This is a genomic window from Aeromonas molluscorum 848, from assembly GCF_000388115.1.
Classification (GTDB): Bacteria; Pseudomonadota; Gammaproteobacteria; order Enterobacterales; family Aeromonadaceae; genus Aeromonas; species Aeromonas molluscorum.
Genome location: NZ_AQGQ01000004.1, coordinates 41,942 through 68,122, shown reverse-complemented (window position 1 = coordinate 68,122; position 26,181 = coordinate 41,942). Strand labels below are relative to the sequence as shown.

The 26,181-nt window shown below is 60.6% G+C and carries 21 protein-coding genes and 2 pseudogenes; 13 read left to right on the top strand and 10 right to left on the bottom strand.

Going from position 1 to position 26,181, the window contains the following annotated elements:
* Positions 1-5: 5 nt before the first annotated feature.
* The 4 genes and pseudogenes from G113_RS01855 to G113_RS01840 all read right to left on the bottom strand — a co-directional run bounded on the left by G113_RS01855 (position 6) and on the right by G113_RS01840 (position 3,350).
* A pseudogene (locus G113_RS01855) lies at positions 6-258 on the bottom strand (DUF3862 domain-containing protein).
* 75 nt (positions 259-333) lie between these two features.
* Positions 334-879: a YcbK family protein gene (locus G113_RS01850; protein WP_005892151.1), complete on the bottom strand. Its 546-nt coding sequence runs from the start codon at positions 877-879 to the stop codon at positions 334-336.
* 132 nt (positions 880-1,011) lie between these two features.
* Positions 1,012-2,496, bottom strand: coding sequence for a L,D-transpeptidase family protein (locus G113_RS01845; protein ID WP_005892148.1), 1,485 nt, complete (start codon positions 2,494-2,496; stop codon positions 1,012-1,014).
* 86 nt (positions 2,497-2,582) lie between these two features.
* Positions 2,583-3,350 carry a substrate-binding periplasmic protein gene (locus G113_RS01840; RefSeq protein ID WP_040318820.1) on the bottom strand — a complete coding sequence of 256 codons (768 nt, stop codon included), beginning with the start codon at positions 3,348-3,350 and terminating at the stop codon, positions 2,583-2,585.
* Between the two features lie 325 nt (positions 3,351-3,675).
* Between G113_RS01840 and G113_RS01835 the strand changes: the two genes are divergently transcribed.
* The 5 genes and pseudogenes from G113_RS01835 to G113_RS01815 all read left to right on the top strand — a co-directional run bounded on the left by G113_RS01835 (position 3,676) and on the right by G113_RS01815 (position 9,130).
* Complete coding sequence (locus tag G113_RS01835) at positions 3,676-4,227, top strand: hypothetical protein (protein ID WP_005892142.1); 552 nt, start codon at positions 3,676-3,678, stop codon at positions 4,225-4,227.
* Positions 4,228-4,268: 41 nt separating this feature from the next.
* The gene (locus G113_RS01830) at positions 4,269-5,327 is read left to right on the top strand and encodes a glycosyltransferase family 2 protein (protein WP_005892137.1); all 1,059 of its coding nucleotides are present in this window, start codon (positions 4,269-4,271) and stop codon (positions 5,325-5,327) included.
* Positions 5,324-5,695, top strand: a complete 372-nt coding sequence (locus G113_RS01825) for a GtrA family protein (protein WP_005892134.1) — start codon at positions 5,324-5,326, stop codon at positions 5,693-5,695. The genes G113_RS01830 and G113_RS01825 overlap by 4 nt, the downstream gene beginning before the upstream one ends.
* Positions 5,695-6,852 carry a hypothetical protein gene (locus tag G113_RS01820; RefSeq protein WP_005892132.1) on the top strand — a complete coding sequence of 386 codons (1,158 nt, stop codon included), beginning with the start codon at positions 5,695-5,697 and terminating at the stop codon, positions 6,850-6,852. The genes G113_RS01825 and G113_RS01820 overlap by 1 nt, the downstream gene beginning before the upstream one ends.
* A 190-nt stretch (positions 6,853-7,042) precedes the next feature.
* Positions 7,043-9,130, top strand: a pseudogene (locus tag G113_RS01815) (alpha-amylase).
* Positions 9,131-9,280: 150 nt separating this feature from the next.
* Here G113_RS01815 and G113_RS01810 read toward each other — a convergent pair.
* Positions 9,281-9,910: a glutathione S-transferase N-terminal domain-containing protein gene (locus tag G113_RS01810; RefSeq protein ID WP_040318823.1), complete on the bottom strand. Its 630-nt coding sequence runs from the start codon at positions 9,908-9,910 to the stop codon at positions 9,281-9,283.
* Between the two features lie 192 nt (positions 9,911-10,102).
* On the opposite strand from G113_RS01810, the gene G113_RS01805 reads away from it, so the two are divergent.
* The 3 genes from G113_RS01805 to G113_RS01795 all read left to right on the top strand — a co-directional run bounded on the left by G113_RS01805 (position 10,103) and on the right by G113_RS01795 (position 12,422).
* Positions 10,103-10,747 (top strand): response regulator, encoded by a 645-nt coding sequence (locus G113_RS01805; protein WP_005892126.1) that lies wholly within the window; start codon positions 10,103-10,105, stop codon positions 10,745-10,747.
* 107 nt (positions 10,748-10,854) lie between these two features.
* A complete protein-coding gene (locus G113_RS01800; protein ID WP_005892124.1) occupies positions 10,855-11,442 on the top strand; it encodes a TetR/AcrR family transcriptional regulator in 588 nt (195 codons plus the stop codon).
* A gap of 128 nt (positions 11,443-11,570) precedes the next feature.
* On the top strand, positions 11,571-12,422 hold the full coding sequence (locus G113_RS01795) for an alpha/beta hydrolase (protein ID WP_005892122.1): 852 nt from the start codon (positions 11,571-11,573) through the stop codon (positions 12,420-12,422).
* A gap of 71 nt (positions 12,423-12,493) precedes the next feature.
* Here the strand turns inward: G113_RS01795 and G113_RS01790 are convergent, their stop codons facing one another.
* Genes G113_RS01790 through G113_RS01780 form a run of 3 tightly spaced genes read right to left on the bottom strand, consistent with a single transcriptional unit; the run spans position 12,494 to position 15,291 of the window.
* A complete protein-coding gene (locus tag G113_RS01790; RefSeq protein WP_005892120.1) occupies positions 12,494-14,200 on the bottom strand; it encodes an ArnT family glycosyltransferase in 1,707 nt (568 codons plus the stop codon).
* Between the two features lie 15 nt (positions 14,201-14,215).
* Entirely contained in the window at positions 14,216-14,545 is a 330-nt protein-coding gene (locus G113_RS01785; protein ID WP_005892118.1) for a lipid-A-disaccharide synthase N-terminal domain-containing protein, read from the bottom strand.
* 2 nt (positions 14,546-14,547) lie between these two features.
* Positions 14,548-15,291 (bottom strand): glycosyltransferase family 2 protein, encoded by a 744-nt coding sequence (locus tag G113_RS01780; protein ID WP_005892116.1) that lies wholly within the window; start codon positions 15,289-15,291, stop codon positions 14,548-14,550.
* A gap of 290 nt (positions 15,292-15,581) precedes the next feature.
* Here G113_RS01780 and G113_RS01775 point away from each other — a divergent pair, with 290 nt between their 5' ends.
* On the top strand, positions 15,582-16,751 hold the full coding sequence (locus G113_RS01775; protein ID WP_005892114.1) for a patatin-like phospholipase family protein: 1,170 nt from the start codon (positions 15,582-15,584) through the stop codon (positions 16,749-16,751).
* A 96-nt stretch (positions 16,752-16,847) separates the two neighbouring features.
* Here G113_RS01775 and G113_RS01770 read toward each other — a convergent pair whose 3' ends face one another.
* Positions 16,848-18,800: a monovalent cation:proton antiporter-2 (CPA2) family protein gene (locus G113_RS01770; RefSeq protein ID WP_005892112.1), complete on the bottom strand. Its 1,953-nt coding sequence runs from the start codon at positions 18,798-18,800 to the stop codon at positions 16,848-16,850.
* Between the two features lie 128 nt (positions 18,801-18,928).
* Here G113_RS01770 and G113_RS01765 point away from each other — a divergent pair, with 128 nt between their 5' ends.
* A complete protein-coding gene (locus G113_RS01765) occupies positions 18,929-19,834 on the top strand; it encodes a GGDEF domain-containing protein (protein ID WP_040318819.1) in 906 nt (301 codons plus the stop codon).
* A 96-nt stretch (positions 19,835-19,930) separates the two neighbouring features.
* On the opposite strand, the gene tilS is transcribed toward G113_RS01765, so the two are convergent.
* Complete coding sequence (gene tilS, locus G113_RS01760; protein ID WP_040318818.1) at positions 19,931-21,280, bottom strand: tRNA lysidine(34) synthetase TilS; 1,350 nt, start codon at positions 21,278-21,280, stop codon at positions 19,931-19,933.
* Positions 21,281-21,412: 132 nt separating this feature from the next.
* On the opposite strand from tilS, the gene G113_RS01755 reads away from it, so the two are divergent.
* The 3 genes from G113_RS01755 (at position 21,413) to G113_RS01745 (ending at position 26,105) form a co-directional block, all read left to right on the top strand.
* Positions 21,413-23,443: a M13 family metallopeptidase gene (locus G113_RS01755; RefSeq protein ID WP_005892106.1), complete on the top strand. Its 2,031-nt coding sequence runs from the start codon at positions 21,413-21,415 to the stop codon at positions 23,441-23,443.
* Between the two features lie 116 nt (positions 23,444-23,559).
* Positions 23,560-23,997: a PliI family lysozyme inhibitor of I-type lysozyme gene (locus tag G113_RS01750; protein ID WP_005892104.1), complete on the top strand. Its 438-nt coding sequence runs from the start codon at positions 23,560-23,562 to the stop codon at positions 23,995-23,997.
* Between the two features lie 380 nt (positions 23,998-24,377).
* Positions 24,378-26,105, top strand: coding sequence for an ABC-F family ATP-binding cassette domain-containing protein (locus tag G113_RS01745; RefSeq protein ID WP_005892101.1), 1,728 nt, complete (start codon positions 24,378-24,380; stop codon positions 26,103-26,105).
* Positions 26,106-26,181: the final 76 nt, after the last annotated feature.

The window sequence follows — 26,181 nt, the reverse complement described above, 5'->3', positions numbered from 1 at the left end:
CGGGCTTATTTGATCCCGTCGGAGCTGAAGAAGGTCGCCTTGTCGGCAATGAAACGGATCTTGATATTCTGTTGCTTGTCGCCCCCAGATGCAGCTGGTCGTGCCAAGGGCATCATCGCAGCTGTCCGCCTTGCCAAGAATGGCGCTCGCCTCGCTGTAGCTGATCCCCATCTTGAGCTTGTCGTAGTTATCACGGTTGACCTTGCCGCAACCTGTCAATACCAGGGCCACCAAGGCACCTACCAGGATCTGCTTCATATTCTTCTCCTCTGTATGAGGCATCAAGCCTAGCAGCTTCCCCTTGCCCCTGTCAGCCAATGAGACCAACTGGGTCTACCAGCTGCGCACTGGACCCGTATCCAAGTGAACGAAATTGTCGCGGGGGTAATACCCCACGCCACCCACGTTCAATTGCAGCGCCGCTTTGCGCAACTGAGCAAGCTGCACCCCCGGCAGCCGCACATCGACCGCCTGGCCAAGTACATGATAGCTGTGCTTCGCCACGCCCTTGCTGCGCCTGTGCTTGGCATTATTGGTGGCCGGAGAGCGGTAACCCGAGATGAGCTGGATCTCGCCCTGATGGCCGAGACGCTGCTGCAGCAGATAGAGCTGATCAAACAGCTTGCGGTCTATGTTGAACACCTCATCGCGCCTGTAGTCGCGCAGCAGATGGTTAAGTTCGGCCAGACCGTCCGGCAGATAACGCCCCTTCTCCCAGTAACTGGCCTTGACCCGCTCACCGGTGTTGAGGTTGAAAAAACTCAAATCTCGACTGTTGGTGCTGCGGCTCGCCTGGGCGGGAAAGGAGAGCAGGCTGGCCCCCATCACGCAGCCAGCCCCCAGTAGCAGGCGGCGTCGGCTTATCTCTTTGTCGAGCATGTCGGCTCCGTCTGAGTGTGAATAAATTTAAGACAACCGCCCGAACTTAACCGCCGCCTTCCTTTCATGTCAAACCTTAATCCGCCAACAAAAAGCCCGGCCTGAGCCGGGCTTGCTAGATTGTGCACGGGATCACAGGGCACGGCTCTGATAGCTGACCCGATCAAATCCATAGATATCGTTGCGCAGTTGCTGACGACCCTGCTCGTCGAGCCAGCTGCTCCAGTAAACGGTAAATACCGGCGTTGGCGTACTGAGCGGTAGCCACTTGGTCTTCTCTTCCTTGAGCAGGCTGGCGACCTTGTCTGGCTGATAGCGGGAATCGGCAAGCAGCAACTCGGCCAGATCATCGGCATGTTCAACCCGGATGCAGCCCGAACTGAAGGCCCGGGCCCCCTGTTCAAACAGCCCCTTGCGCGGAGTTGAATGCAGATAGATGGCATCGTTGTTGGGCAGGTAAAACTTGTAGCGACCCAGCGCATTGTGATCGCCAGGTTTTTGCCGCAGGCGGTAGGGGAAGCCTTGAGCCAGGGCCTGGTGCCACTGCTCCTCGGTGAGATGCTGTGGATTGCCGGCACTGTCAGTCACCTCGAACTGCTCGCGGGACAGGTAGCTGGGATCGCGACTCATTTTCGGCAATATGTCTTTGTTCAATATGGATCTGGGCACATGCCAGGCCGGATTGATCACCACGGATCGGATCTCGCTGGCCAGGATAGGGGTTTCCCGCTCTTCCTTGCCGACGATGACCCGGCTGGTGAATACCTCGCCGCCCCCCTGAACCACACTCAAGCGATAATCGGGAATGTTGACCAGCACATAACGACTGCCGACCAATTGATCCACCAGATCCCGGCGCCAGAGATTGCGCAGCAGCAAACTGGCACGAACCACGGGGCCGGTATTGAGCCAGGCCAGGGTACGGCGACCTATGATGCCGTCGGCAGTCAGACCGTGCCGCTGCTGGAACAGCTTGATGGCCTGTTCGGTCTCGGCATCATATGCCTGATCCCGATGGGCGGGTGCCGCATCGCCGAGTTCATTGAGCATGGCGCGGATCTGGCCCAGTTCCGCGGAGGTATCGCCGCTGCGCAGGGTCGGCATGGCCAGGGTTGGCCAGGTTGTAGCCATGGGCAGCGCCAGCAGCTTGTGCACCTTGGCTCGCACCGCCTCATACTCGGCTACCTGCGGTCGCAGCGCCCGCACCTGATCAAACAGGTCGCCGCGATTTTCCACCGGATCCGACGACTGGGAGAGATCCAGCTTCTGGGTCTTCAGTTGCTCGCGAGAGACCAGGTCCATGGCGCGCCACTGCTGCTGGAAACGGGCCAGCTTGCCGAAAGCCTCATCATAGAAAGGCCCCCGTCCCTGTTCGGGCATGGCATTGAGCCGCTGCCACAAACGCTGAAATTCAGGATGCAACTGGGCCAGTGCAGCCTCCTGCAACTGATGTTCCAACTCCTCTCTTGCCTGCTCGGTTCTGCTATCCCTGTACCATTCATGGGTGCCTATCGCAGTACTCACCACCACGGGGGTCTCGGTGGCCTGTGCCTGCCCCAGCGGCAAACAGCCCAGCCACATCAGGTTTGCCAATGCCAGCCAATACTTCTTTCCCATGTGAACCTCAACTAGATCCGAACATTGCCATCCAAGTCACAGCGACCCTCTCACTGGCCCATGATGCGACAATAACTACAAACTGACTAGGGTGTCTGTGTGTAGCGTTGCCAAATACGCCCATACTGCCCGGACTGGCGCAGCTGCGCCAAGGCAAGATTAACCCGCGTCACCAGGGCTGGTGAGACGCTTCGCTTACTGAACATGAAGAAGGTGGGCAGGCGAGCGACCGGTTGATCTGCCATCACCACCTTCTGCCCAAGCCCGGCATCAATGAGCCCCTGATGGGTTGCCAGCCTATCCCCGAGAAACCCATCGATACGCCCCAGCAGCAATTTGTGATAATTCTGGCTCTCTCTGGGTACTGCGCTCACCTGATGGGAGTGGCGAGCAAGCAAGGTGATCAGCTCATCCCCATAGAAATAGCCGCGGGTTACCCCCAATCGCTGGCCCTGCCCCAGCCAACTGGCAAGGCTGTTCCCCTGCCCCTGGGTCCCGATATCCTTTATTAGCCAGAGCCCGGTTTCCCCGGGGTTGTAGGCATCGGAAAAGATCCCGTAGACGGCCCGTTCTTCATTGATGAACGCCTCCATGGCGATGTCTATTTCGCCAAGCTTCACCCCCTGGAGCACCCGCTTCCAGGGCCGTTCGACATAGGTCAGCTGGCAGGGGATCTGGGCCATCACGGCCTCCAGCACTTCGATGGTAAAGCCCCGCATTCGGCCACCGTCATCACGACTGTGATAGGGGGGCCATTGATCGTAGCCAACCCGTAGCGGGTGCGGGCAAAGGGTCGCCGCCCACAGGGCTGGCGAGAGCAACAACGCAATCAAAGGGAGTAGCAAACGGGTCATGGGCCATCCTTGCGCACAGAGTCGCGCCATCATAAGGGGATATGTGGGGCAAGGCGACCATCTCAGCCAAAAAACTGGTGTCAATTGATGACGCACTGGATCCAGCCCAGCCGGGACCTGATCACCCTCTTCAAAACCCGCTGAGCGGTTCCGGGCAAGGGACAGAGCAAAATCATGCCACGGCACAGGGTCCGGACATGGATGGTGATGAGGAGTTACAGGGGTTAATATATGAACAAATATTTTTTTGTGATCCACTATGCTTTTTTTGCAATTGGATTAGCATATGCGCGAGTTAGCCTCACCCTAGGGCGTAGAGAGTAATATGACATACAAAAAGTTCGGTTTTATCGCAGCCATCCTCGCCTTGAGCGGCTTTTATCTCTACACCTTCTATCTGGCTGCCCACCCCAATGTGAGCCTGGCCTATCGTCTTTATTACCTGGAAGGCAAGACCCGTTTCTGGGAGCACAACTCCAGCATGACCTATCGCATGGGCAACGAGCTCAACCTGACCAAGCCGAGCCGCTTCCTCTCCAGCGAGGGCTGGTCCAAAAAGCCAAGCGAACAAGGTACCCAGCTAAAGGGTCAGGGCGGTCTCTATTTCTTGCTGCCCAAACAGGCTAAACCGTCAACTGACCAGAGTGATCTCACCGTGCAGGCTCGCATCAACAGCCCGGAAGCCGGTGCCCTGCTCAAAGTGGCCATGGGTCATGACTTCGTCACCACCATCAAGCTGGCCAAGGCGGGCTTGAACGAGATCAACTTCCAGCTGCCCGGTGAGGCGCTGAGCCAGGATCCCAAACAGCTCAACTTCCTGGCTCTCTCGACCGTGACCCCGCTCAATGTCGAATCGGTGCGACTGAGCACCGAGTAACAGCCTCCTCTTTCATGCCCCTTTCCTACAAGGACAGCCCCATGTCGCAAGCCAATTTCCGACTCTCTCTGGTCGTGCCCGTTTATAACGAGGAAGAGAGCATTGATGCCTTTATTGCCGCGATAGACTCAGAGCTTCATGCCATCAAGGAACATCTTGAGATCGTCTTCGTCAACGACGGCAGTCTCGATCGAACTCGTGAAGTCGTCGAGCAGGCCATCGCCCGTGACCCCCGGGTCACCCTGGTGAATCTGGCGCGCAACTTCGGCAAAGAGGCCGCCATGACCGCAGGTCTGCACCATGCCCGTGGCGATGCCATGGTTCCCATGGATGTGGATCTGCAAGACCCCCCCGCCCTAATCCTGGAGTTCGTCAAACTGTGGCAAACCGGCGACTATGACACTGTCTATGGCATCAGGGTCGACCGCAGCGCCGATACGCCGATGAAGCGCATCACCGCCGGCGGTTTCTACCGCTTCTTCAACGCCCTCTCCAGCGGCACCAAGCTGCCGGAGAACGCCGGTGACTTCCGATTGATCGATCGTCGGGTCGTCGAGGCCATCAAGCAGCTGCCAGAACGCACCCGCTTCATGAAGGGGCTGTTCGCCTGGGCCGGTTTCCGTGCCGTGGGCGTGCCTTACGAGCGCCCCGCCCGCCATGCCGGTGAGACCAAATTCAATTACTGGAAGCTGTGGAACTTCGCCCTTGATGGCGTGATGAGTTTCTCCAGCTGGCCGCTGCGGGTGTGGAGCTATGTCGGGGTCGGCGTTTCCTTCGTTGCCTTCCTCTACATCCTCAAGATAGTGACTCAAGTGCTCTTCTTCGGCATAGACGTGCCCGGTTACGCCTCGCTGATGTCGGTGGTGCTCTTCCTTGGCGGCATCCAGTTGCTCTCCCTTGGCATCATTGGCGAATACATTGGTCGCATGTTCGTGGAAGTGAAACAGCGTCCTATCTACCTGATTGAAGGGGTCTACGGCCAATATGCCGCCCAGGAGGCGAACAAGACGCCCGCCCCCAAGGTCAAGAGCCGAGCCAAGACCAGCAAGCCTGAGCAGGCTGACGCAGCAAAAGCCGGCCAGGAACAGGATCCTGCATGATCTCCCGCGATGAATTCTGGCGGTTAGTGCGCTTCGGCTTCGTCGGTGGTGGCGCCACGCTAGTGGATCTGGGCAGCTCCTTTGCCCTGTTCCACAGCTGGCCCGGCATCAATGAGCATGTGGTCACCACACTCGCGTTCTCGGTGGCCTTTTGGTTCTCCTTCTTCGGTCACAGGTACATCACCTTCCAGAAGCAGGGAGCCGTCGGCAAGTTCCTGCTGGTTGCGCTCTTCTCGTTAGTAGTGCGCAACCTGATCCTGAGCGGCCTGCTGTTTGCGGGGCTCTCCGGTCTGCTGCCGGTGGTCATCGCCACCTTGACGGTCACCATGCTGACCTATGTCCTCTCCCGTATCTGGGTATTCGCTTGATGAATGACGTGACCAATCTCACACCGCCAGCCGCGGTGCCCTATCGCCCCTCCCTGCGCATCAGTGGCCATGACTGGCTGCTGATCTTTGCAGCCTTCGCCCTGAGTCGTATCGCCTTGTATGGCATGGGCTACTTCGGCGTCCAGCTCTACGGCAGCCCCATAGGCCCCTTCCAGGCTTACTGTCAGTTCGACTGCGTCTGGTTCCAGCGCATCATAGAGAACGGTTACGATCTCTATCCACGCTGGCTCAGCAAAGGCAATGCAGCCAACTGGGCCTTCATGCCCCTCTACCCCATGTTGGCTGGTGGCATCTCCAGCCTGCTTGAGGTCGAGAGCCTGTTTGGCCTGATGCTGGTCGCCAACCTCGCTTTTTTCGCCAGCCTGCCGCTGATGCTGCTGGTGCTGCGTCAACTCAAGCTCGGGGATGAAACGGCTCGTTTCGGGGTCTGGCTGCTCGCCTTCTCTCCCTTCTCGGCCTATTTCGTATCCGGCTATACCGAGCCCATGTTCATGGCGCTCATGATTGGCATGTTCCTGTTCGCCTACCGGGAGCAGTGGATGATGGTGGCCGTACTGGGGATACTCATCTCCAGCACCCGCAACCTCGGGGTTATGATGGTGTTCCCCGTGCTGATCCTGGCAGTGCAGGCCTATGGCATCCGCGAGTTCCTGCGCTTTAGCGAGCGGACCCTCAAGGTGATACTCACCCTCTGGCTAATCCCCTTCGGCCTGTTCGCTTACATGGTCTACCTCTACCATCTGATGGGGGATGCCTTGGCATTCAAGCACATTCAGGTTGCATGGGGTCGCCACATGGACAGCCCACTGGACTGGTGGATGAGCGGCTTCGAACTCGGTGGCCGCAAGGCCTACCTCTCCATCATGGTGATGTTCGGCTGGGCCCTGAACGGCTATCTGTTCTACAAGAAGCGCTGGGCCGAGGCGACCCTGATGTTCATCTGCTGCACCATACCGCTGATGACAGGGCTCAATGCCATGCCGCGCTACATGTTTGGCCTCTATCCGACCCTCCTGGCGATCATCTTGCTGACTCATCGCTGGCCCGCCATCCGACCGGCGGTGCTCTGTCTGTCCGGCATGGTGGCGTCTTTCATCGCGGTGGCCTTCGTCAACTTCAAGTTCTTCACCGTCTAAATCGCTCATGACTACAGCAACATGCCGACCCTGGGGTCGGCATGTTGCTGTCTGGCGCCCCTCCGACCAGGCCGCCCCCCTTGAAAGCGTTGCCATTTGAACCGAGTTCACAGATCCCGGTTGCCGTTTACCGCTCCCTCCTGACGCCCCTTAGAATGAGTCATCCCACTGCTAGACAAAGGAATGGCTCATGCGTCTCCCCCCTCTGTTGCTCGCCCTGCTGGCCCTGCCCGCCTGGGCGGCCCCCGACCTGCACCTCTATGTGGATGGCAAGGCAGTGCCCGCCACTCTCAGCATGACCGGGGGCGTGCAGCAGTTGACCCATCATCTGGCCAAAGGCAGCCACCAGATCCGCATCAGCGACACCGGCAACAGTTGTGGCACCAGCTTTGGTCCGGACGAGGCGCAACCACTGCCATTTGGTACGGCGCAGCCCATGGACAATTGCGCTGGGAGTAACAGCTTCGCTCTCAAGGTGATGTTGGCGGGGGATTATCAGTTCAGCTTCGACCCGCAGACCCCCCAGCCTGAAAGTGCTGCGCGCCACCAAGACGAGTGCCTTTAAACGTCATCCCCCGAACAAGCCTGCCTTGCCTGGGATGGCGGCCCTGTTACCGTCTCGTTGCAAGGGGTCTGGCCAGATGGTACCCGGCTGCGGGATGCCTATTCCCGGCAAGAGGCCGTGGTCAGTCAGGGCAAGCTGACCCTGACGCCCAGCAAGAATAGCGGAGGCCTGCTGCTGCTCGAACCTGCCACGCCCCCTGAACCCGCCCCCTTCGACTGGGATCAGGCCAATGTCTATTTTCTGCTGACCGATCGCTTTGCCAACGGCGATCCCGGCAACGATCACAGCTTTGGCCGCCAGAAAGATGGCCAGGATGAAGTAGCCACCTGGCATGGGGGAGATTTCAAGGGGCTGACCGCCAAGCTGGACTACATAAAGGCACTCGGCATCAATGCCATCTGGATAACGCCCATGGTGGAACAGGTGCACGGCTTCATCGGCGGCGGTGAACAGGGCAAGTTCCCCTTCTATGGCTATCACGGCTACTGGGCGCTCGACTTCACTAAAATCGACCCGAACTATGGCGATGAAGAGAGCCTCAAGAAACTGGTGGACGAAGCCCACCAGCGTGGCATGCGTATCATCCTGGATGTGGTGATGAACCACGCCGGTTATGCCACCCTGGCCGACTTGCAGGATCTTGGACTGACGACGCTGGCTCAACATACCGACAAGTTGCCGAGCAGATGGAGCGAGTGGCGCCCGAGTAGCGAGCAGAACTGGCACGACTACAACCAGTTCATCGACTATCAGTCACCAGCGTGGAACAAGTGGTGGGGCCCAGACTGGGTGCGGGCGGGTCTGCCAGGCTACCCCCAGCCCGGCAACGACGATGTCACGGGCACGGTCGCCGGACTACCGGACTTCCTGACCGGGTCCACCAAGCAGGTGGGTCTGCCCCCTCTGCTCGCCGCCAAGCAGGATACCCGGGCCAAGGGGCTCCCCAATGCAAGCGTCAGCGATTACCTCATCGCCTGGCACACCGACTGGGTACGCCGTTTTGGTATTGACGGCTTTCGGGCCGACACCGTCAAACATTTGGAACCCGAGGTATGGCTAAAGCTCAAACAGGCGGGCAGTGCGGCCCTCAAGGAGTGGAAGGCGAACAACCCGACCAAGAAGCTCGATGATCTGCCTTTCTACATGGTGGGCGAGGTGTGGGATCAGGGGGTCAGCAAGGATTTCTGGTACCAGAATGGCTTCGATGCGCTGATCAATTTCGATTACCAGCGTGAGGCTGCCCTGCCCCAGGCCCAGTGCCTGGCCAGCGCCGAGCCAACTTACGCCAGCTATGCCAGTCGCCTCAATCAGGACTCGGACTTCAATGTGCTGAGTTATATCAGCTCCCACGATACCAAGTTGTTCTTCGGGGACTATCAGGATGTGGCGCTGCAACGACGAGTCGCCAGCAGCTTCCTGCTGCTGCCCGGCGCCGTCCAGATCTACTACGGTGACGAGTCGGGCCGAGGGCTGGCCAAGGATGGTGGCGTCTTCGATCAGGGGGTCCGTTCAGACATGAACTGGCAGGAGCTGGCCAGCGGTGACAAGGCCGAACTGGTCAAACATTGGCAGCGACTCGGCCAATTCCGCGCCCGGCATCCGGCCATCGCCGCCGGCAGCCATCGCCAGCTATCCGATGCGCCCTACAGCTTCTTGCGGGAAAAAGGGGCCGACAAGGTGGTGGTGGTGTTCGCCGGACGCGAGCAACCCTAAGAGCCAGCCTGATCATCACTGACTCGCACCGACCACGGTCAAGAGTACAGGCAGGTGGAAAAATCCACGAGGGGAGCCCAGGCTCCCCTCGTTCATGCCAACCACCTGATGACAAATACCTGAGCTGGCGCCCGATTCAATCACGCAAGTTTAACCCTGCGACTTGGCAGCCAGAGCAGGCCAATCCTTGCCGGCTCGTTCCAGGGTCGCTTGCCACAAAGGCCAGGCCAGCAGATGTTGCTGATAAGCCCCCGCGGCCCCCGGCAAGGCAATACCGTAGTTGAACAGACGCTGGGCCATGACGGCGTAGAAGGCATCCAGTATACCCGGAGCGCCGAAGTAGAAGCTGGCGCCAGCCTGCGCCCAGATCACCTGCAATCTGGCCAGTTCGGACAAAGCTTCCAGAGGCGGCTCCTGCTTGCGGGGCGCCCCCAGAAAATAGGGCAAGCGACTGCGGATCTGACCAAAGCCGGAATGCAGCTCGGCGCACAGGCTGCGCGCCAGGGCACGCCGGGCAGGATCCGCCGGATAGAGCCCCCGATCCGGACAGAGCTCATGCAAATATTCGGCGATGGCCAGGGAGTCATGCACCCGCACCCCATCATGCACCAGCCAGGGCACCAAGCCTGCCGGGGCCTGCTGTTTGAGCCTGTGCAGGGCCGCTGCATCCTTGAGTTCGAACACCTGTTCGCGCCACTTGAACCCTGTCAGCCCGAGTACCAGCGCCGCCCGCATCGCCCAGGTCGAGCCCGTGCCGACCGTCAATACCATCTCATCCATCTTGCTCTCCTGCATCGCCAAGGTTCCGGGCCACCCAATCACAGGCGACGAGTCGCTGGATGCTTGTTATTGCCTACTGATAGACATAGCAATTCATCCCGGCTGACCGTCACATTTGTCGGTCTGCGTGTTTGACCACCATGGGGGGCGATGCTAGTTTGATGTTCCAAAACAAATAGTTAACATCGAGCCATGGACAGCCAATTTACCATCGTCATCGCGGATGACCACCCCCTGTTTCGGGGCGCCCTCTATCAAGCCGTGCACATGGCTATCAGCGATGCCCAATTGCTGGAGGCCGACTCCATCGACAGTCTGGCTCATCTGCTGCGGGATCACCCCGAAGTAGACCTGTTGCTGCTCGATCTCAAGATGCCGGGAGCCAATGGCTTCGAGGGGTTGGTACATCTGCGCGGTCAGTATCCCGATCTGCCTATTGTTGTCGTATCGGCCTCGGAAGAGGCCTCCGTCGTACAGCAGGTACTGCGGCTCGGAGCCTTGGGGTTCATCCCTAAATCCTCCTCGATGAAGCAGTTGGTGACGGCGCTCAATGCGGTCATCGCCGGTGATACCTGGCTGCCAGAGGGGGTCTCACTCAGGCCAGAGAGTGAAGATGAGTCCAGCCTGGCCAGCAAGCTGGCCAGCCTCACCCCCCAGCAATACAAGGTGCTGGTGATGCTGCGCGATGGCAGCCTCAACAAGCAGATAGCCTGGGAGCTCAATGTCTCAGAGGCGACCATCAAGGCTCATATCACCGCCATCTTCCGCAAGCTCGACGTCAAGAATCGCACTCAAGCGGTGATTGCCCTGCAGCAGCTGGATATCAAGGATAACTGAGCGGCGTCTTCTCATTGCCGGATCGCGACTTGTCTGCTGTGCAACTGTGGCTCGCAAAAAGTACGATCGTCCTATATGCTGCTACGGGATCGACACCGAGGTGATGGATGAGCAAAGGCCGACTGACCCGTGAGACTATTTTGCAGCAAGGTTTCGAGCAGGCGAGCCTGCAGGGGCTGGAGAGTCTTACCATCGGCTCCCTCGCCAGCCGGTGCGAGATGTCCAAGAGCGGCCTGTTCGCCCACTTCCAGTCCCGGGACAATTTGCAGATAGCCGTGCTCGAATATGCAGGCCAGGTGTTTCGGGATCGCGTGATCCAGCCAGTCCGTCAGCAGGCACATCCCAATCAGCAAGCCAAGTTGCGCGCCCTGCTCGAGGCCTGGCTTGCCTGGAACCAGAGCTTCGCCGGACGCTGCATGTTTCTCGATGCCTGGACCTCGGCCGAGGAGGGTGAGGTACAGCAAGCCGCCCGCCAGCTGGTACGCTTCTGGCTCGACTATCTGGCCCGCCAGATTGCCGCAGGCCAGGTCAGGGGTGAATGGCGCGCCGAGATGGATCCCTGGCGCGCCGTCTATCGGCTCTATGGCCTCTATCTGGGGGATCTGGTGTTCGGAGCCCTGGCCCTGAGCGAGAACCCCGAGCAGCATTTCTGGCCCGAGGCAGAGGCGCTGATGATCAGTTGGCAGCCAGACTGATCGCGCTGATGCCCTTCATCGATTCAGTGTTTTCAGCATCTTTTTTTTAAAACCGATTAAAAAGCACGACCGTACTCAAAATGACAAAGCAGCCGCTTCACACCGGCGCACCACAGGAGTGACCGCCCATGAGCAGCAAGATCTACTTCAATACCCGCCGTTTCAGCCCAAGCAAGTGGCTGCTCGGTCTCGGCACCCGCTTGCATCACGGCCTGGCCCCCGCCCACGCCAAACGCACCGCCAGCAAGCTATTGCTGACTCCAAGTCGTGTCCAGCGCGACACCGATCTCCCCGCAGGTCTGGTGCGCCAGGCCGTGCACACCAGCGAGGGGCAGCTGATGAGCTATCGCCTCGGTCAGGGGCCGGTCTGGCTGCTGATGCATGGCTGGTCCGGCAGCGCCAGCCAGCTCTACCCTCTGATGGAACAGGTTGCGGCCCGGGGATTCACCGCCATCGCCTACGATCACCCCGCCCACGGCCACAGCGAGGGGAAAACCGGCCATCTGCCCCGCTTCGTGCGCGCCCTGGACGAAGTGATCGAACGGTTTGGGCCCATCGCCGGTGTCATGGCCCACAGCATGGGAGGCGCAGTGGCCCTCTCCAGCCGTAACCCTCGCCTGCAGACCTGCCCCCTGTTGCTGGTCGCCCCCGTCGTAGACTATGTGCCCCAGCTCTACGCCATGGTGGCGCGATCCGGTTATTCGATGCGGCTGTTCGATGCCGTGGTCAAAGAGATCGAGCAGGAGTATCAACACCCCTTGAGCGAAGTGGATCCTCTGGCAGCCCTGGCCAAACGCCTCGGCCCTGCCCTCATAGTCCACGACGAGCAGGACAGGTTTGCCCCCCATCAGGACTCCCTGCGCGCCAGCCAGAATGGCCGCACCCGGCTCATATCCACCCAAGGTCTGGGTCATGGTCGCATACTGGCGAGCCCGCCCCTGTTTGCCGCCTTCGTCGAGCTCAGCCAATCGGTGAGCTGAGACCCCTGGACCGGAATAATAGAGGGGGAGCCGTGGCTCCCCCTCTATTATTCCGCGCGGCATGAGTGGGCTCAATAGACCAGCTTGGGTGCATAGAAGAAGGGATCGATAGTCGGCGTCCCTCCCCGGCACTCGGGACGCAGCGCATCGGCACTGGCCAGCAACCAGTCGGTGCGGTGGCGATAGCCCAGATTCATGGTCTGCTCGGTGTCGAAACAGACACTGATGATGTTGCGCGAGCCCAGCACCCGGCGCCCTGGCATGGCCTCAATCCAGGCGGCAGCTTCCCGCCCCTGCACCCGGTTCTCCTCATGGTAGGAGTAGTGCCAGAGCGGCTGGCGGGCGAACAGCAGATGCTGCTCCTTGAAGCCGACCAGCAGCAGCTGATCTCCCCTGGGCACCTCTTGCGCCGCCTTGACCATGATCTCCTCCGGGGTGCGCACCTCGTTGAGCCGCATCGCTATCTGGGTGGAATAGAGCAGCCAGCCGAAAGCCAATGAGCCGAGGATCGCTAGCAGCGGGGCGCGGCGCAAGGTGCCATTGATGACCAGCAGACCGAGACCCAGGATCAGCAGTGGCAACCAGGGATGTGCCCCAAGCTCGGCCGCCTTGGCGGCCAGCCTGGCATTGAACATCAAGGCTAGGGCACCGCCAATGCCCACCAGAGCGAGCAGCCAGCCCAACCCCTTGAGCAGCCGTGCCGGCCAGACCCGGTCAAGCAGCTGACTCAGCCAGGGCGCCGCCAGCAACGCCAGCACCGGAGTGCCCGGCGTGATGTAGACGCCGCGCTTGCCCGGTGAAAGAGAGAAGAACAACAGCATCAAGAGCAGATAGCCGAGCAGCAGTATCACCCGCCTGTCACCCTCATTGCGAATGGCACGAGTCCAGCAGACCGCGAGCCAGGGCAGCAAGAGCGAGACCGGCAGCCAGAAAGGGGGGATCACCGAGGTGAAGTAGTACCAGAGGGGTTTGACGTGATGCCAGGAGTTGGCATAACGGGTCACCGTCTGGCGCAGCAAGATGTTGTCACGATAAGCCTGCAGCACAACATCCCCGCTCGCGGCCACGGTCGCGACCATGGGCAGCAACCAGAGGGCGATGGCCAGCAGCATGGCCAGCGGGCCCAGCAAGCCTTTGAGCCAGGCGGCACGGCTGGCTTGACGCAATTGCTCCCTGTGCGTCCAGATAGCCGGGATAAGTACCAGCACCGCCAGTATGCCGACCCCCTTGGTGATGATGCCAAGGCCGGCAGCGAACCAGCCGAGGTAGTACCAGCGCCAACCGCCGCCCGTGAGCAGGAAACGCAGGAAGCCATAGAGCCCCAAAGTGATGAAGAAGCTCACCAAGGCATCTATCTGCGCCGTTTTGGCCTGCAGGGTAAACTGGACGGTAAAGAGCAGTAGCACACCCCCCAGGAACCCCACCTGGGCATTCCACAGACGGCGCCCAAGGTCCCAGGTCAGCAACAGAGTGCCCAGCCCCGCCAGCAGGGAAGGCAGCAAGAAGGCCGCCTTGAGCGAGCCTGTCACCAGATAACCGAGGGCAATGCCCCACATGAACATGGGCGGCTTGTCGGGATAGATCTCGCCACCACGCATGGGAAACAGCCAGCGGCCGCTCTCGACCATCTCCTTGGCGACCAGGGCAAAACGAGGCTCGTCGGCGGGCCAGGGGTCGCGCAAGCCGATCCCCGCAGCCAGTATTACCAGCGCCAGCAGCATCAGCCAACCGAGCGTCTGGCGCGGTGATGCCTCCAGTAAAAATCGATCACTTATCATGGCAATCCTTTGTCATCAGTGAGTCGCCCTGTCCCGACGCCAGCCGCGGTGCTTGACGTCCAGATAGAGGCTGTAGAGCGCAGTGAAGGTGGGAAACAGATTCTGCAAGACGCCGACCGAATCTTGCTTGGGAGAAAAGATAAAATAGCTCAGCGTCATCAGGCTGCCGAGTATGCTCATGTACCAGAACAGGCGCGGGATCACCGGCTTGCCTGCCCGCTTGGAAGCGATGAACTGCACCAGCCAGCGCCCGCCAAACATCAAGGCACCCGCATAGCCGATGAGTTTCCAGCCGGTGACATGCAACCCTGTCCACAGCAGCCAGTCAATCTGGGTCTCCAGCATAGTCAATCCAGTAGCTCCCTGACTCGGACTACCTTGGCCCTGCGCAGCAACCAGCAGACGCCGAACAGATCCACAATCCCGACCCAGAGCCGGTTCCAGACCCCGTATTTGGAGGCCCCTGCCTGACGCGGTCTATGGTTGACCGGATAAGACTCCATCTTGCCGCCATAAGCCTGAATCAGCGCAGGAATATAGCGATGCATGTGGTTGAAGCAAGGCAACGCCAGATAGCGCTCACGCCTGAGGGCCTTGAGACCACAGCCGGTATCGGGGATACCATCGCGCAGCAAAAGATCACGAAAGCCGTTTGCCAGTCGGGATGAGAGTCGCTTGACCCAATCATCCCGGCGATTGACCCTGTGGCCAATCAGGCCCACCAGCGCCGGATCCGCTTCATTGCGCCCCATCAATTCGCGCAGCATGCCGGGAATGTCGGCCGGATCGTTCTGGCCATCACCGTCCAGTATCACCAGCCAGTCGCCACGGCTATGTCGCACCCCGCTCAGTACGGCAAAGCTCTGACCCACTCCTTGCTCATGGCGCAGCACTCTGAGCCGGGGAAAATTTTGCTTTATCCGGGTCAGAATGGCAAAACTGTCATCGGTGCTGCCGTCATCGACATAGATGAGTTCATACTCGAACTGGCTATCCATGGCCTGGCGGATCTCGCCGATCAGGGGGGCCAGGTTGTCCCGCTCGTTCTGCGCCGGTATGACGATGGAGACGCTGATTTGCGCTGATTGCATTAATGGGGCCTCTATTAATTTCGCAACACGATTCACATTAACCCACGACAGGGCTGAACTGGGACTGGATTTACCCTGACTTTACACATGGCCTTAACCACTTTTACCAATAATGTTATAGACTTGTAGTCAACTCACTGCCCAGTTTTGCTCACGAAAATGACGCAGATATGACGTCAATCTGCCCCTTGCAGGCGCTGGCAGAGCTCAGTTTTCAGGATAGGATCCGGTCGGCGGCTCTTGTTTTTAGCGCCACAATATAACTCATAAGAGTCCCAGAGACATCTGCTATGGCCAAACCTAATACAGCCCTGCTGTTAACCGGTGGTGGCGCTCGCGCCGCCTACCAAGTTGGCGCCCTCAAAGCCATCGCCGAACTCTATCCTCGCAATCAGGGGATCCCTTTCCCTATCTTGTGCGGTACCTCGGCCGGCGCCCTCAACGCCACCGCCCTCGCTTGCCACGCCTCATGCTTTCATCTGGGAGTGCGTAAACTTGAGTGGGTCTGGCGCCGTTTCGAGACGCGCCACATCTTCGATTTTCACCCGGGGCGCCTGCTCTGGCGTCTGCTCTACGAGGGATCGGCTGGCTTGATCCATCCGGACCCGAATCGCGCCTTCAACCTGTTCGACAATAGTCCACTGCGCAAGCTGCTCGAGCAGCTCATCGACTATCACCGCATCGACGACAATATCCTCTACGGCAGTCTGGAGGCCCTGGCCATCACGGCATCGGATTATGAGAGCGGTCTTAGCACCACTTTCTTTCAAGGGCGCTCCCAGCATCATCCCTGGGAGCGGGAACGCAGGCGTGGCATTCGCACCCTGATCACCTCAGATCATCTTATCGCCTCCAGCGCCCTGCCCTTTATCTTCCCGGCCACCCGCATCGGCGACAAATTCTATGGCGATGGATCCATTCATCAGCTCAGCCCCCTGAGCCCGGCTATCCATCTGGGAGCAGAGCGGATCCTGGCCATTGCCCTGGCGCCGCCTCCCCAACAAAACCAGAGCCAATATCGGGATCGGCTGACCAGCTCCCACATCGCCAGCCGCCTGCTCGATACCGTGTTCACCGACACCCTCAATTCGGATCTGGAGCGCCTGGGCCGCATCAACCTCACCCTGTCACTCATTCCAGAGCGGGACAGAGCAAGACTGAAACTCAAGACTGTGGAAGCCTGCGTGCTCAAACCGAGCCAGGATCTCGACATGCTGGCGCTCCCTTTTCTGGCACAGTTGCCGACCAAAATGCGCCGCTTGCTGCGCGTATTGGGAGTCAGAGGGGATGAAACCAGCAGTCTGGCCAGTTTTCTGATGTTCGTACCCGGCTACTGCCAACAGCTCATCGCCCTCGGCTATCAAGACACCCTGGACGACAGAACCCGGGTGGCTCGCTTCCTCGACATCGAGAGTCAGGCCAGCGCCCCGCCAGTCACCGCAGCCCAACCAGCCCGATAGCAGCCAGCCAGGCCCTGTTCTTTCTCCGTCTGCGCCGTCTGCTTATTGGCGGCCCTTCAGCCTCCCAACATGCTCCCACCGTCTGCCCGACCTGCCTCAATGTCCTTCCAGCAACCGCTGTTCCGCCTGCTCTATGGCGGCATTGGTACCAAAGAGCACCAGGGTGTCCCCCACGCCCAACAACAGCTCAGCCCTGGGCTCCAGCACGTCACCCCCACGCTGCACTTCCTTGATGTGAACCGCCTCCAGGGACAGCTCCTGTACCTTGTGGCCTATGGCCCAGGCCTGTTCGCTCAACACCAGCGGGTGCAGTCGCTCCAGGTTCTGATCCCGTTCCAGATCCGGGGCACTCTGTCCTCCCCAATAGAAGCCGTGCAAGAAGGAGTACTGGCTGTTGCGCTCCTGCTCCATGCGCCGTATCACCCGGCCTATGGGCACGTCGCAGTGCAGCAAAAGGTGAGACACCAGCATCAGGGTCCCCTCCTGGGATTCGGGTACCACCTCGTGAGCCCCCGCCTGCTTATACTGCTCTAGCAGGCGGTCATCCTGGGTGCGTACCACTATCTTGACCCCTTCTGCCAAGCCGGGGATGAGGGAAAGCATGGCGCCAATCCGCTTGGCATCATCGAAGGTGACAATCACCAGCCGGGCCCGTTGCAGGCCAGCCGCCAGCAGGATCTCCCGTCTGCTGGCATCACCAAACGCCACCTGTTCCCCCGCCAGCTTGGCCTCGTTCACCCGCTCTGGGTCCAGATCCAGTGCCAGGAAGGGGATCCCCTCCAACTTGAGGAAACGGGCGCAGGTCTGACCCGCTCGGCCAAAGCCCGCGATGATGACGTGACCACTCTTGCTAAGGCCCGACTGGGCCACTTCTGATTGGGAAAGCAGGGAAGATCGCGTCAACCAGCGCGCCAGCTCCTGGGAACGACCCACCAGCCAAGGGGTAATGGCAATAGAGATGACGCCAATGCCGATCAGCAGGGAGACGATATCCTGGCCGAGCAAGCCATGGTTGAGCGCCAGGGCCAGCAGCACGAAGCCAAACTCGCCAACCTGGCTGAGCATGATGCCCGCCGCCATGGCATCGCGTTTCCGCTCCCCCATCAAGCGCCCGGCCAACAGCACCAGCACAGACTTGAACAGTACCAGCAGCACCACAATCCCGGTCACCTGCCACCAATGGTGTGCCACCTGTTGCCAGTCCATGGCCATGCCGATGGTGATGAAGAAAAGCCCCATCAACACGTCGCGAAACGGCTTGATGTCTACCTCCAACTGGTGACGGTAATGGGACTCACCCAGCATCATTCCCGCCAGGAAAGCCCCTAGCGCCATGGAGAGCCCCATCCACTGGGTGAGAGAAGCCGCGAGCAGAGCCACCAGCAGGGCGCTCAGCACGAAGAGTTCGTCCGAGCGGGCCCGGGCAACCTCATGAAACAAGGAGGGCAACAACCACTTACCCACCGCCAGCAGGCCGAGCAAGGCCAGCAGGCCCTTGATTGAGGCCCAGGCAACGGCAACCAGCAGCGCATCGCCTTGGGCCTCGGGCTCGGCCAGTATGGGGATCATCACCAGCAGCGGCACCACGGCCAAGTCCTGAAACAGCAAGACGCTGACCCCGAGCTGGGCACGGCGGGTGTGGAGCTGCTTTTGTTCCCCAAGCTGCTTGATCACCACCGCGGTCGAAGAGAGGCTGAGGGTCCCCGCCACTACCAGAGCCTGCGGCAAGGTCAAACCCCACAACCAGCCAATCCAGCAAAACAGCGCCGTAGTCAGGATCACCTGCAGGCCACCCACTCCGATTACCAGGCTACGCATGGCGATGAGTTTGGAGAGGGAGAACTCGAGGCCGAGGGAAAACATCAGGAAGACCACCCCAAGCTCCCCCAGAGTGTGCATCATGGCTTGCTCAGTCGCCCACGCCAGACCATGGGGGCCGAGCAGGATGCCTGCGATGAGGTAAGCGAGGATCGCCGGCAGGCCCAAGCGCCGGAAAACCGCCACCAACAACACGGCTGCAAACAGCAGAGTCAAAAATTCCGTATACAATTTTTCCTCCTATTTTATTGACTTAAGTCTAGCCAGCCGGGGTTGGCTCTATAGAACATATTTTGGGCGCGGATCTTGCAATGCTTGACACCATGGTGGGCCAAGGTGCCGCTAGGTAAGGAAAAAGAGTGGATAATTCAACATCGTGGAGAGGGGCCAACGCCTCAGTCGGTTATGACGCAGCACAGTGGATCCGCCAACTGGATCACCTGACGCCCGTGATAAGTCAGCCAGCCCATGGCTTGCTCGAGCGCCTGCTCGGTCAGCAGACCTTGAGCGAGCTGCTGGCAATCTTTGCCCGCACGGCGGCAAGGATTGTCCGCATCCACAGCCTATGCCTGGAGGGCACCAACCACCACAGCCTGATCCAGTGTCTGCCGCAAGATCAGCTCAGCTTGCACAGCCAGCAATTTCCGCTCAGGGATGGTCAGGGGATCTGTCTGGGCCAGCTCCATTATCAGCTGGTTCAGGCCCCCAACCAGCAACAGATCGATGAGTTGCAGGCCTGCCACCGCCAGTTCGAGTTGGCGCTGCCTCTCTATCTGCGGCTGGCAAATCTGGAGCAACAGGTGCGTCTCGATCACCTGACCGGGCTTGGCAACCGCGCCTACTTCGACGAAGCCCTCGGCCGCGCCGTCGAACAGCACAGCCGGGATCCCCATGGCCTGGTATTGGTGCTGCTGGATCTGGATCGCTTCAAGCAGGTCAATGACACCTGGGGCCACCCGGTCGGCGATCTGGTGCTCAGCCGCTTCGCCCAGCTGCTGCAACAATGTATCCGCGCCACGGATCAGGCATTTAGGATCGGGGGTGATGAGTTCGCCCTGCTGCTGCAACCGGCCGATGCCGAGGCCTGGCGCCCGGTATGGCTACGTCTGCAACAGATGCTCAACAGCCACCAGGAGCTCGCCAGCTTCGAGGTCGGCTGCTCCCTGGGGGCCGCCCACTGGCTGCCGGGCATGAACGTCTACACCCTGTACGAAACCGCCGACAACCACCTCTATTCCCGTAAAAAAGCCGGCGACGTGGGCTAAAGGCCAAGCAATGAGGTAGGTCTGCAGGGAATAGGCAAGCCAGGGGTCTGCTCTGCTTAAAAACACCGGGGCGGCCAATGGCCGCCCCGGTGTTTTTCATGGCAAGGACTCAGCCTCGGTATCGCCCGGGGAGTCCAGCCTCTGCCAGGCCAGCCCCAGATTACCCGTGCGGGCAAATCCCTCGCAGATAAAGAGATCCAGAGCCGCCGCGGGCGTCTCCCCATAGAAGATCATGGGAATACGCCCCCGTTGCCAGGAGGGCACGCCGTACTCCTGCCACAGCTTTTTGAGGCGGCGGCTTCCCCCCCGCCCTTGAGGGGTCAGGGTCTGGCCAGGCGCCACCGAGAAACGAATGGAGAGCGGCTCATCCGCCTCGGGCAGCCTCAGTTGCCCCTCGGTACTTATCTTCAACTGCAAACTGCCAAGCCTATCCGGCAAGGTCACCAGGACGTCAGGAACCAGAGGGATCTGCTCGGTCAGGGGGGCGAGATCCGGGCGCACCAGATGGAGCAAGCCCTGGTAGCGGCGACAACTCACCCGACCCCAATTGAGTTGAGGGTTGGCATCCGGACGTGCCAACACCAGCTCGTCCCATAGCCGGGCGAGCTGATCCCGGGCTGGCATCTCGCCCCCCTGCCGCCGGATCCAGTGACGGAGCAGATTGTTGCGTCTGGCCGGGCTCAACTCATGGAGCGGAGTGATGCGCAGCGCCTCCCCCTCTCCCGCCAACCGCCAATCCTCGGCAGCCAGCTCTTCGAGCAGCGCCTGCTGCTCGGCGCACAGCGCCATGCTGCGGGCTGCCGTCTGGGCGATCGCCGGCCAGCGTGCCCTGAGCCCGGGGATCACTCGCTGGCGCAGGAAGTTGCGATCGTAACTCAGGTCCTGGTTGCTCTCATCCTCCACCCAACTCAGCCCAGCCTCGCTTGCCGCCTCGGCCAGATCCTGCCGACTCACCGTCAGCAAGGGCCGCAGCAACGCTCCTTTGCCAAAAGGCTGACTGGGCAAAATACCGGCTAGCCCCCGTGGGCCGGCACCACGCTTGAGTGCCAGCAGCAGGGTCTCCAGCTGATCGTCCTGATGATGGGCCGTGAGCAACCATCCCCCCGGGGCAAGCGCCGCACTGAGCTGCCCATAGCGAGCGGTGCGGGCCTGAGCCTCCAGGCTTTCGCCATTACCCCGGTTCAGTTGCACCCGTGCGACCTGCAGCGGCACGCCGAGCTGCCGACAGACAGCGGCGCACTGCTCGGCCCAGGCATCGGCATTGGGGCTGAGCCCATGGTGCACGTGCAGAGCGCGCAAGGGCAGTTGCCGCTCGCGGGCGAAACGATCAGCCAGCAAGAGCAGCAGGGTGGAGTCGAGACCGCCGCTGTAAGCCACCAATAAGGAGCTGGAACTTGTCGGCGTCGGCAGGGTCTGACAGAAACATGAATAGAGTTGAGAAATCATAGGCTTCCCCGGAATAGACGGGCCGATCTTAGCAGAGTCGGGCTTATCAAGCTGTAACCGGGCTGCTAGAGTGAGACTCGCCTGCTCTAACCCTGAGCAAGGACGCTAATAACTCGAATTGGAACAAGCAAAATGCACAACAAAAAAAGCATACTGGCCGGATTGATCGGCTTGGCTCTGCTGGCAGGTTGCAGCCAGGGGCCTGCCCAGGATCAGGCCCACTCAGGGCTGACTTTGGCCAACATGGATACCAGCGTAAAACCCGGCGACGATTTTTTCCGCTATGCCAACGGCCATTGGCTCGCCAGCGCCAAGATCCCCGATGACAGACCCGCCGACGGCGCTTTCTATACCCTGCGCGACAAGTCGCTTGCCGATGTTCGCGCCCTGATAGAAGCGCTGCCCAAAGACGCCCCCCAGGGGTCGGAAGCCCAGCAGATCCGTGATTTCTACGCCAGTTACCTGGACAAGAGCGGCCGTGATGCCAAGGGCCTGAGCCCGCTTCGCCCCCTGCTCGCCGAGTTGGATCAGGTAACGGATAGCCGCACACTGGCCCAGGCCCTGGCGCGAACAGGCAAGGTTGGCGGCAGCGCCCCCTTCGGTTTCTGGATAGGGCCGGATGCCAAGGCGCCAACCCGGTACAGCGTCAACATCGGTCAGTCCGGCCTCGGCCTGCCGGACAGGGACTACTACCTCAAGAACGATGACGCCAGCGTGCACCTGCGCCAGCAATACCAGCAACACATCGCCGGCATGCTGACCCGGGCCGGTGAACCCGATGCCCAAGGCAAAGCCAAGCAGATACTGGCCCTTGAAACCGCCATCGCCCGCATCCAGTGGGACAAGGTCGCACTGCGGGACAGGGAGAAGAGTTACAACAAAGTCGCCACCGGCGACCTCAGCCGCCTCGCTCCCCATATCGACTGGCAGAGCTATCTCAATGAGGCGGGCATCGCCAATCAGCCGACGCTGATCCTGGGCCAACCCAGCTACCTGCAAGCTCTGGATACACTGATGGTGCAGACCCCGGCAGCCCAGTGGCGCAACTACCTGAAGTGGCAACTCATCAGCGACTACGCCCCCTACCTCGACAGTGGGACCGACCAGGCCAACTTCGCCTTCTTCGGCACCGTCCTGAGCGGTACTCCCAAGCAGCGCGCCGCCTGGGAGCGAGCTCTGGCGGTACTTGATGCCCATCTGGGCGAGGCCGTCGGCAAGCGGTATGTGGCGCAATACTTCCCCCCCGAAGCCAAGGCCCGCATGGAGCAGCTGGTCGAGAACCTGCGCATCGCCTATGGCCAGAGCATCGATACCCTCGACTGGATGTCGCCAGCCACCAAGGCGCAAGCCAAGGAGAAGCTCGCCAAGTTCAGACCCAAGATTGGCTACCCGGACAAGTGGCGGGACTACAGTGCCATCCGGGTCGAACCCGACGATCTGATCGGCAACCTGCTGCGAGCCCAGGCTTTCGAGTATCAAGATAGCCTGTCGCGCCTTGGCACTCCGGTCGACAAGGATCGCTGGTATATGTCGCCCCAGACGGTGAACGCCTACTACAACCCCAGCAACAACGAGATCGTGTTCCCTGCCGCCATACTGCAGCCCCCCTTCTTCGATCTCAACGCCGATGATGCGGTCAACTATGGCGCCATCGGCGGCGTCATCGGCCACGAAATGGGCCATGGTTTCGATGATCAGGGCGCCAAATCCGATGGGGACGGCGTGTTGCGCGACTGGTGGACCCCGACCGATCTCAAGGAGTTCAGGTTCCGCACCAGCCGGTTGGTTGCTCAATACAACCGCTTCGAACCCATCGCGGGTCAGTTCGTCAACGGCCAGTTCACCCTGGGGGAAAACATCGGCGATCTGGGCGGCCTCACCATAGCCCACAAGGCCTACCTGCTGTCGCAGGGTGGCAAGGAGGCCCCCGTACTCGATGGCTTTACCGGTGAGCAGCGCTTCTTCCTCGGCTGGGCCCAGGTGTGGAAGGGCAAGTATCGCCCCGAGCTGATGCAGATGCTGCTGAGTTCGGATCCCCACTCCCCGCCCGAATACAGGGTCAATGGCGTGGTACCCAACATTCCCGCCTTCTATGAGGCGTTCAAGATAGAGCAGAGTGACAAGCTCTATCTGGACCCGGCCAAGCGAGTCAAGATCTGGTGATCACCACCTCGTCTAGGCATATGAAAGGCGCCGGGCAGAGATGCCCGGCCCACCCGTTTCCATCCGTGACTGGCAACTCATGCTTGCCAGTCAGCGCAGTCAAAAGGGTCAAATCGATGAAAACCTTGCTCATGACACTCGGCCTGCTTAGCCTGCCACTGGCCGGCCAGGCGGCGGAGGTTTTTTTCAAGCAACTGACACTGCCCTCAGGTCAGCTGATCACCGTCAACGAGGGACGCGGCGAACCCGCCTCCACCGGCAGCTACGACGTGCGCCTCTACTCCGGCGCCAACCCCCAGTTCCCGCTGGATCAGTTCATCGACGGCAAGGTATTGCCCCGCGATGGCAGCATCAAGGACCTCAAGTTGCAGGATCTCAATGGTGACAAGCAGCCCGAACTCATCGTCATCATGGAGAGTGTCGGCAGCGGCAGCTACCTCAGTGCCAATGCCTTCATCATCAATCCGCAGGAGGGGCTCGACCTCTTCAACCATGTGGAGGGATTGGCTCCAAACGATGATGTAATCCAGGCACTTAAAACCCCCAGGGATTAATGGACAATCAAGCTGGCAGCTCACCACGCTGGGCTGCCGCGTTGCTTGCGACCAACCATCAAAGGCAATTCCCGCGGCACTCATCACAAGATGGTGACGTGCCCGCGGTCTCCAATGGACGCTCATTTTCTCTGCGCTTATAATCGCCGCACAGTGCCATAACACAACACAAGGAGGTAAAAAATGGTTATCCAAGCGTGTCCGATGTTCTCGGCCCGCCTGTTCGGCACATTCCCGTGCTCTTGCCTGCATACCATCGCGCTGCGATAGCGGGTTCGAGCAAAGCCGACTCCCTTCCCAACCGAGACCTTTCTCGACCGTTGTTGCCAGCGCTCCTGATGACAGGGATTTCTGATCCCGAGATTTGAGAGAGCAAGAGCATGACAACCCTGATGAGTACCCATTCCCTGCAAATGAGTGCGGGGCATCTTCCGTTATTTGACAACCTGGACCTGAGCATCCGCAGCGGTGATCGCATTGGCCTCATCGGTGCCAATGGCTGTGGCAAGAGCACACTGCTCGCCCTGCTGGCCGGTCAGCGTCAACCCCATGACGGACGCATACACAAGGCCACCCACTGCCGCTGTGAATTCGTGGCCCAGCATCTGCCTTTGCAACTGCAAACGCTCAGTACCCGCGCCGTGCTGTTCGATGCCCTGGACAACGAAGCCGACCAAGGGTGGCAGGTGGACAAGATGTTGACCGAGCTGCAACTGGCCGAGCAAGCCGACCTCCCGGTCAGCGCCCTGAGCGGTGGCCAGCACACCCGTTTGCAGATTGGCCGCGCCCTGCTGCACCAGCCCAACCTGTTGCTGTTGGACGAACCCAGCAACCACCTGGACTTGCCCGCCCTGCTCTGGCTGGAGCGCTTCCTGCTGGCGTGGCGCGGCGCCTTCGTGCTGGTCTCCCACGATGGGCGCCTGCTCGATCGGGTGACCCGGGATACCCTGGTTCTGCGGGATCGACGCCTCTATCGCTTCGCCCTGCCCTGCAGCCAGGCGAGGGCAGCCCTGGCCGAAGAGGATGAGCAGGCCCGCCTGCGCCGGATGGATGAGCAAAAAGAGATCGACCGCCTGAGCGCCAGCAGCAAGCGCCTCGCCATCTGGGGACGGGAGCATGACAACGAGAAGCTGGTGCGCCAGGCGAAATCCATGGAGAAACGGGTGGCCAGACTGCAGGAGGAGCAGAGCGTGGTCGGGGCGGATGCCTCCTGGCGCCTCGAACTGCACGGCCAGGCCCTGCCCGCCGATGCCCTGCTGCGGCTCGACGCCCTCGACGTGCGCCCCGCCCCCGGCTTGCCGCCGCTGTTGCGGGCCGAGGATCTCTGGCTGCGCGCCGGCGACAGAGTCGCCCTGCTTGGCGCTAATGGCACGGGCAAATCCTCCCTGCTTCGCCAGTGCTGGGGCGAGCTGTCCGACCAACTGCCGGCTGAGGGCTGGTATCGCCACCCCGGCGCCAGCATCGCCTACTACGATCAGTCCCTGCAGCAGCTGGACGACGACGCTACCCTGACCGATGCCCTCTATCCCCTGGCGCCTTTGCCGGAGGTAACGCTGCGCCAGGCCTTGATCCGGGCGGGTTTCCCCTATTCCCGTCACGGCCAGCGAGTGCATGGCTTGAGCGGGGGGGAGCGGGCCAGACTGCTGTTCCTCGCCCTCTCCCTGGCGAGCCACCATCTGCTCTGGCTCGATGAGCCCACCAACCATCTGGATCTGGCAGGCAAGGAGGAGCTGGCCGAGGCGCTGACCGGCTTTGCCGGCGGCGTATTGCTTGTCTCCCACGACCGGGATCTGATCGAGCGCAGCTGCAACCGTTTCTGGGTGATCAGGGAGGGCCGGATCCACGAAGCCCACAGCGCCGAGCGGGCCTATGTCGAGCTGCTCGGCGATGCCCCCGAACGGCCCGCAGCTGGCTTCCGGGTCAATGACGCCAGGAGAGAAGAGCTCATGCCGGAGCACGATGATGAGGCCATGCTGATACGCTGGTACGAACTGGATGGCTTGCTCGCCGCCGATCTTGCCCGCAAGCCCAGGCACCAGACCCCACGGCTGCAACAGAGCTGGCGCGACGAGCTATCCCTGATCGCCGAGCGGCTCGGTCTCCACTGACGGCCAATGCCAACCCAAAGGAAGAAGCCCCGCACTGCGGGGCTTCTTCCATCTAGAACCGGCGTCATTTGACGGC

Bases quoted from the DNA above. Each gene is read 5' to 3' on its own strand.
- G113_RS01850 (WP_005892151.1), bottom strand. From the start codon at position 879: ATGCTCGACAAAGAGATAAGCCGACGCCGCCTGCTACTGGGGGCTGGC.
- G113_RS01845 (WP_005892148.1), bottom strand. From the start codon at position 2,496: ATGGGAAAGAAGTATTGGCTGGCATTGGCAAACCTGATGTGGCTGGGC.
- G113_RS01840 (WP_040318820.1), bottom strand. From the start codon at position 3,350: ATGACCCGTTTGCTACTCCCTTTGATTGCGTTGTTGCTCTCGCCAGCC.
- G113_RS01835 (WP_005892142.1), top strand. From the start codon at position 3,676: ATGACATACAAAAAGTTCGGTTTTATCGCAGCCATCCTCGCCTTGAGC.
- G113_RS01830 (WP_005892137.1), top strand. From the start codon at position 4,269: ATGTCGCAAGCCAATTTCCGACTCTCTCTGGTCGTGCCCGTTTATAAC.
- G113_RS01825 (WP_005892134.1), top strand. From the start codon at position 5,324: ATGATCTCCCGCGATGAATTCTGGCGGTTAGTGCGCTTCGGCTTCGTC.
- G113_RS01820 (WP_005892132.1), top strand. From the start codon at position 5,695: ATGAATGACGTGACCAATCTCACACCGCCAGCCGCGGTGCCCTATCGC.
- G113_RS01810 (WP_040318823.1), bottom strand. From the start codon at position 9,910: ATGGATGAGATGGTATTGACGGTCGGCACGGGCTCGACCTGGGCGATG.
- G113_RS01805 (WP_005892126.1), top strand. From the start codon at position 10,103: ATGGACAGCCAATTTACCATCGTCATCGCGGATGACCACCCCCTGTTT.
- G113_RS01800 (WP_005892124.1), top strand. From the start codon at position 10,855: ATGAGCAAAGGCCGACTGACCCGTGAGACTATTTTGCAGCAAGGTTTC.
- G113_RS01795 (WP_005892122.1), top strand. From the start codon at position 11,571: ATGAGCAGCAAGATCTACTTCAATACCCGCCGTTTCAGCCCAAGCAAG.
- G113_RS01790 (WP_005892120.1), bottom strand. From the start codon at position 14,200: ATGATAAGTGATCGATTTTTACTGGAGGCATCACCGCGCCAGACGCTC.
- G113_RS01785 (WP_005892118.1), bottom strand. From the start codon at position 14,545: ATGCTGGAGACCCAGATTGACTGGCTGCTGTGGACAGGGTTGCATGTC.
- G113_RS01780 (WP_005892116.1), bottom strand. From the start codon at position 15,291: ATGCAATCAGCGCAAATCAGCGTCTCCATCGTCATACCGGCGCAGAAC.
- G113_RS01775 (WP_005892114.1), top strand. From the start codon at position 15,582: ATGGCCAAACCTAATACAGCCCTGCTGTTAACCGGTGGTGGCGCTCGC.
- tilS (WP_040318818.1), bottom strand. From the start codon at position 21,280: ATGATTTCTCAACTCTATTCATGTTTCTGTCAGACCCTGCCGACGCCG.
- G113_RS01755 (WP_005892106.1), top strand. From the start codon at position 21,413: ATGCACAACAAAAAAAGCATACTGGCCGGATTGATCGGCTTGGCTCTG.
- G113_RS01750 (WP_005892104.1), top strand. From the start codon at position 23,560: ATGAAAACCTTGCTCATGACACTCGGCCTGCTTAGCCTGCCACTGGCC.
- G113_RS01745 (WP_005892101.1), top strand. From the start codon at position 24,378: ATGACAACCCTGATGAGTACCCATTCCCTGCAAATGAGTGCGGGGCAT.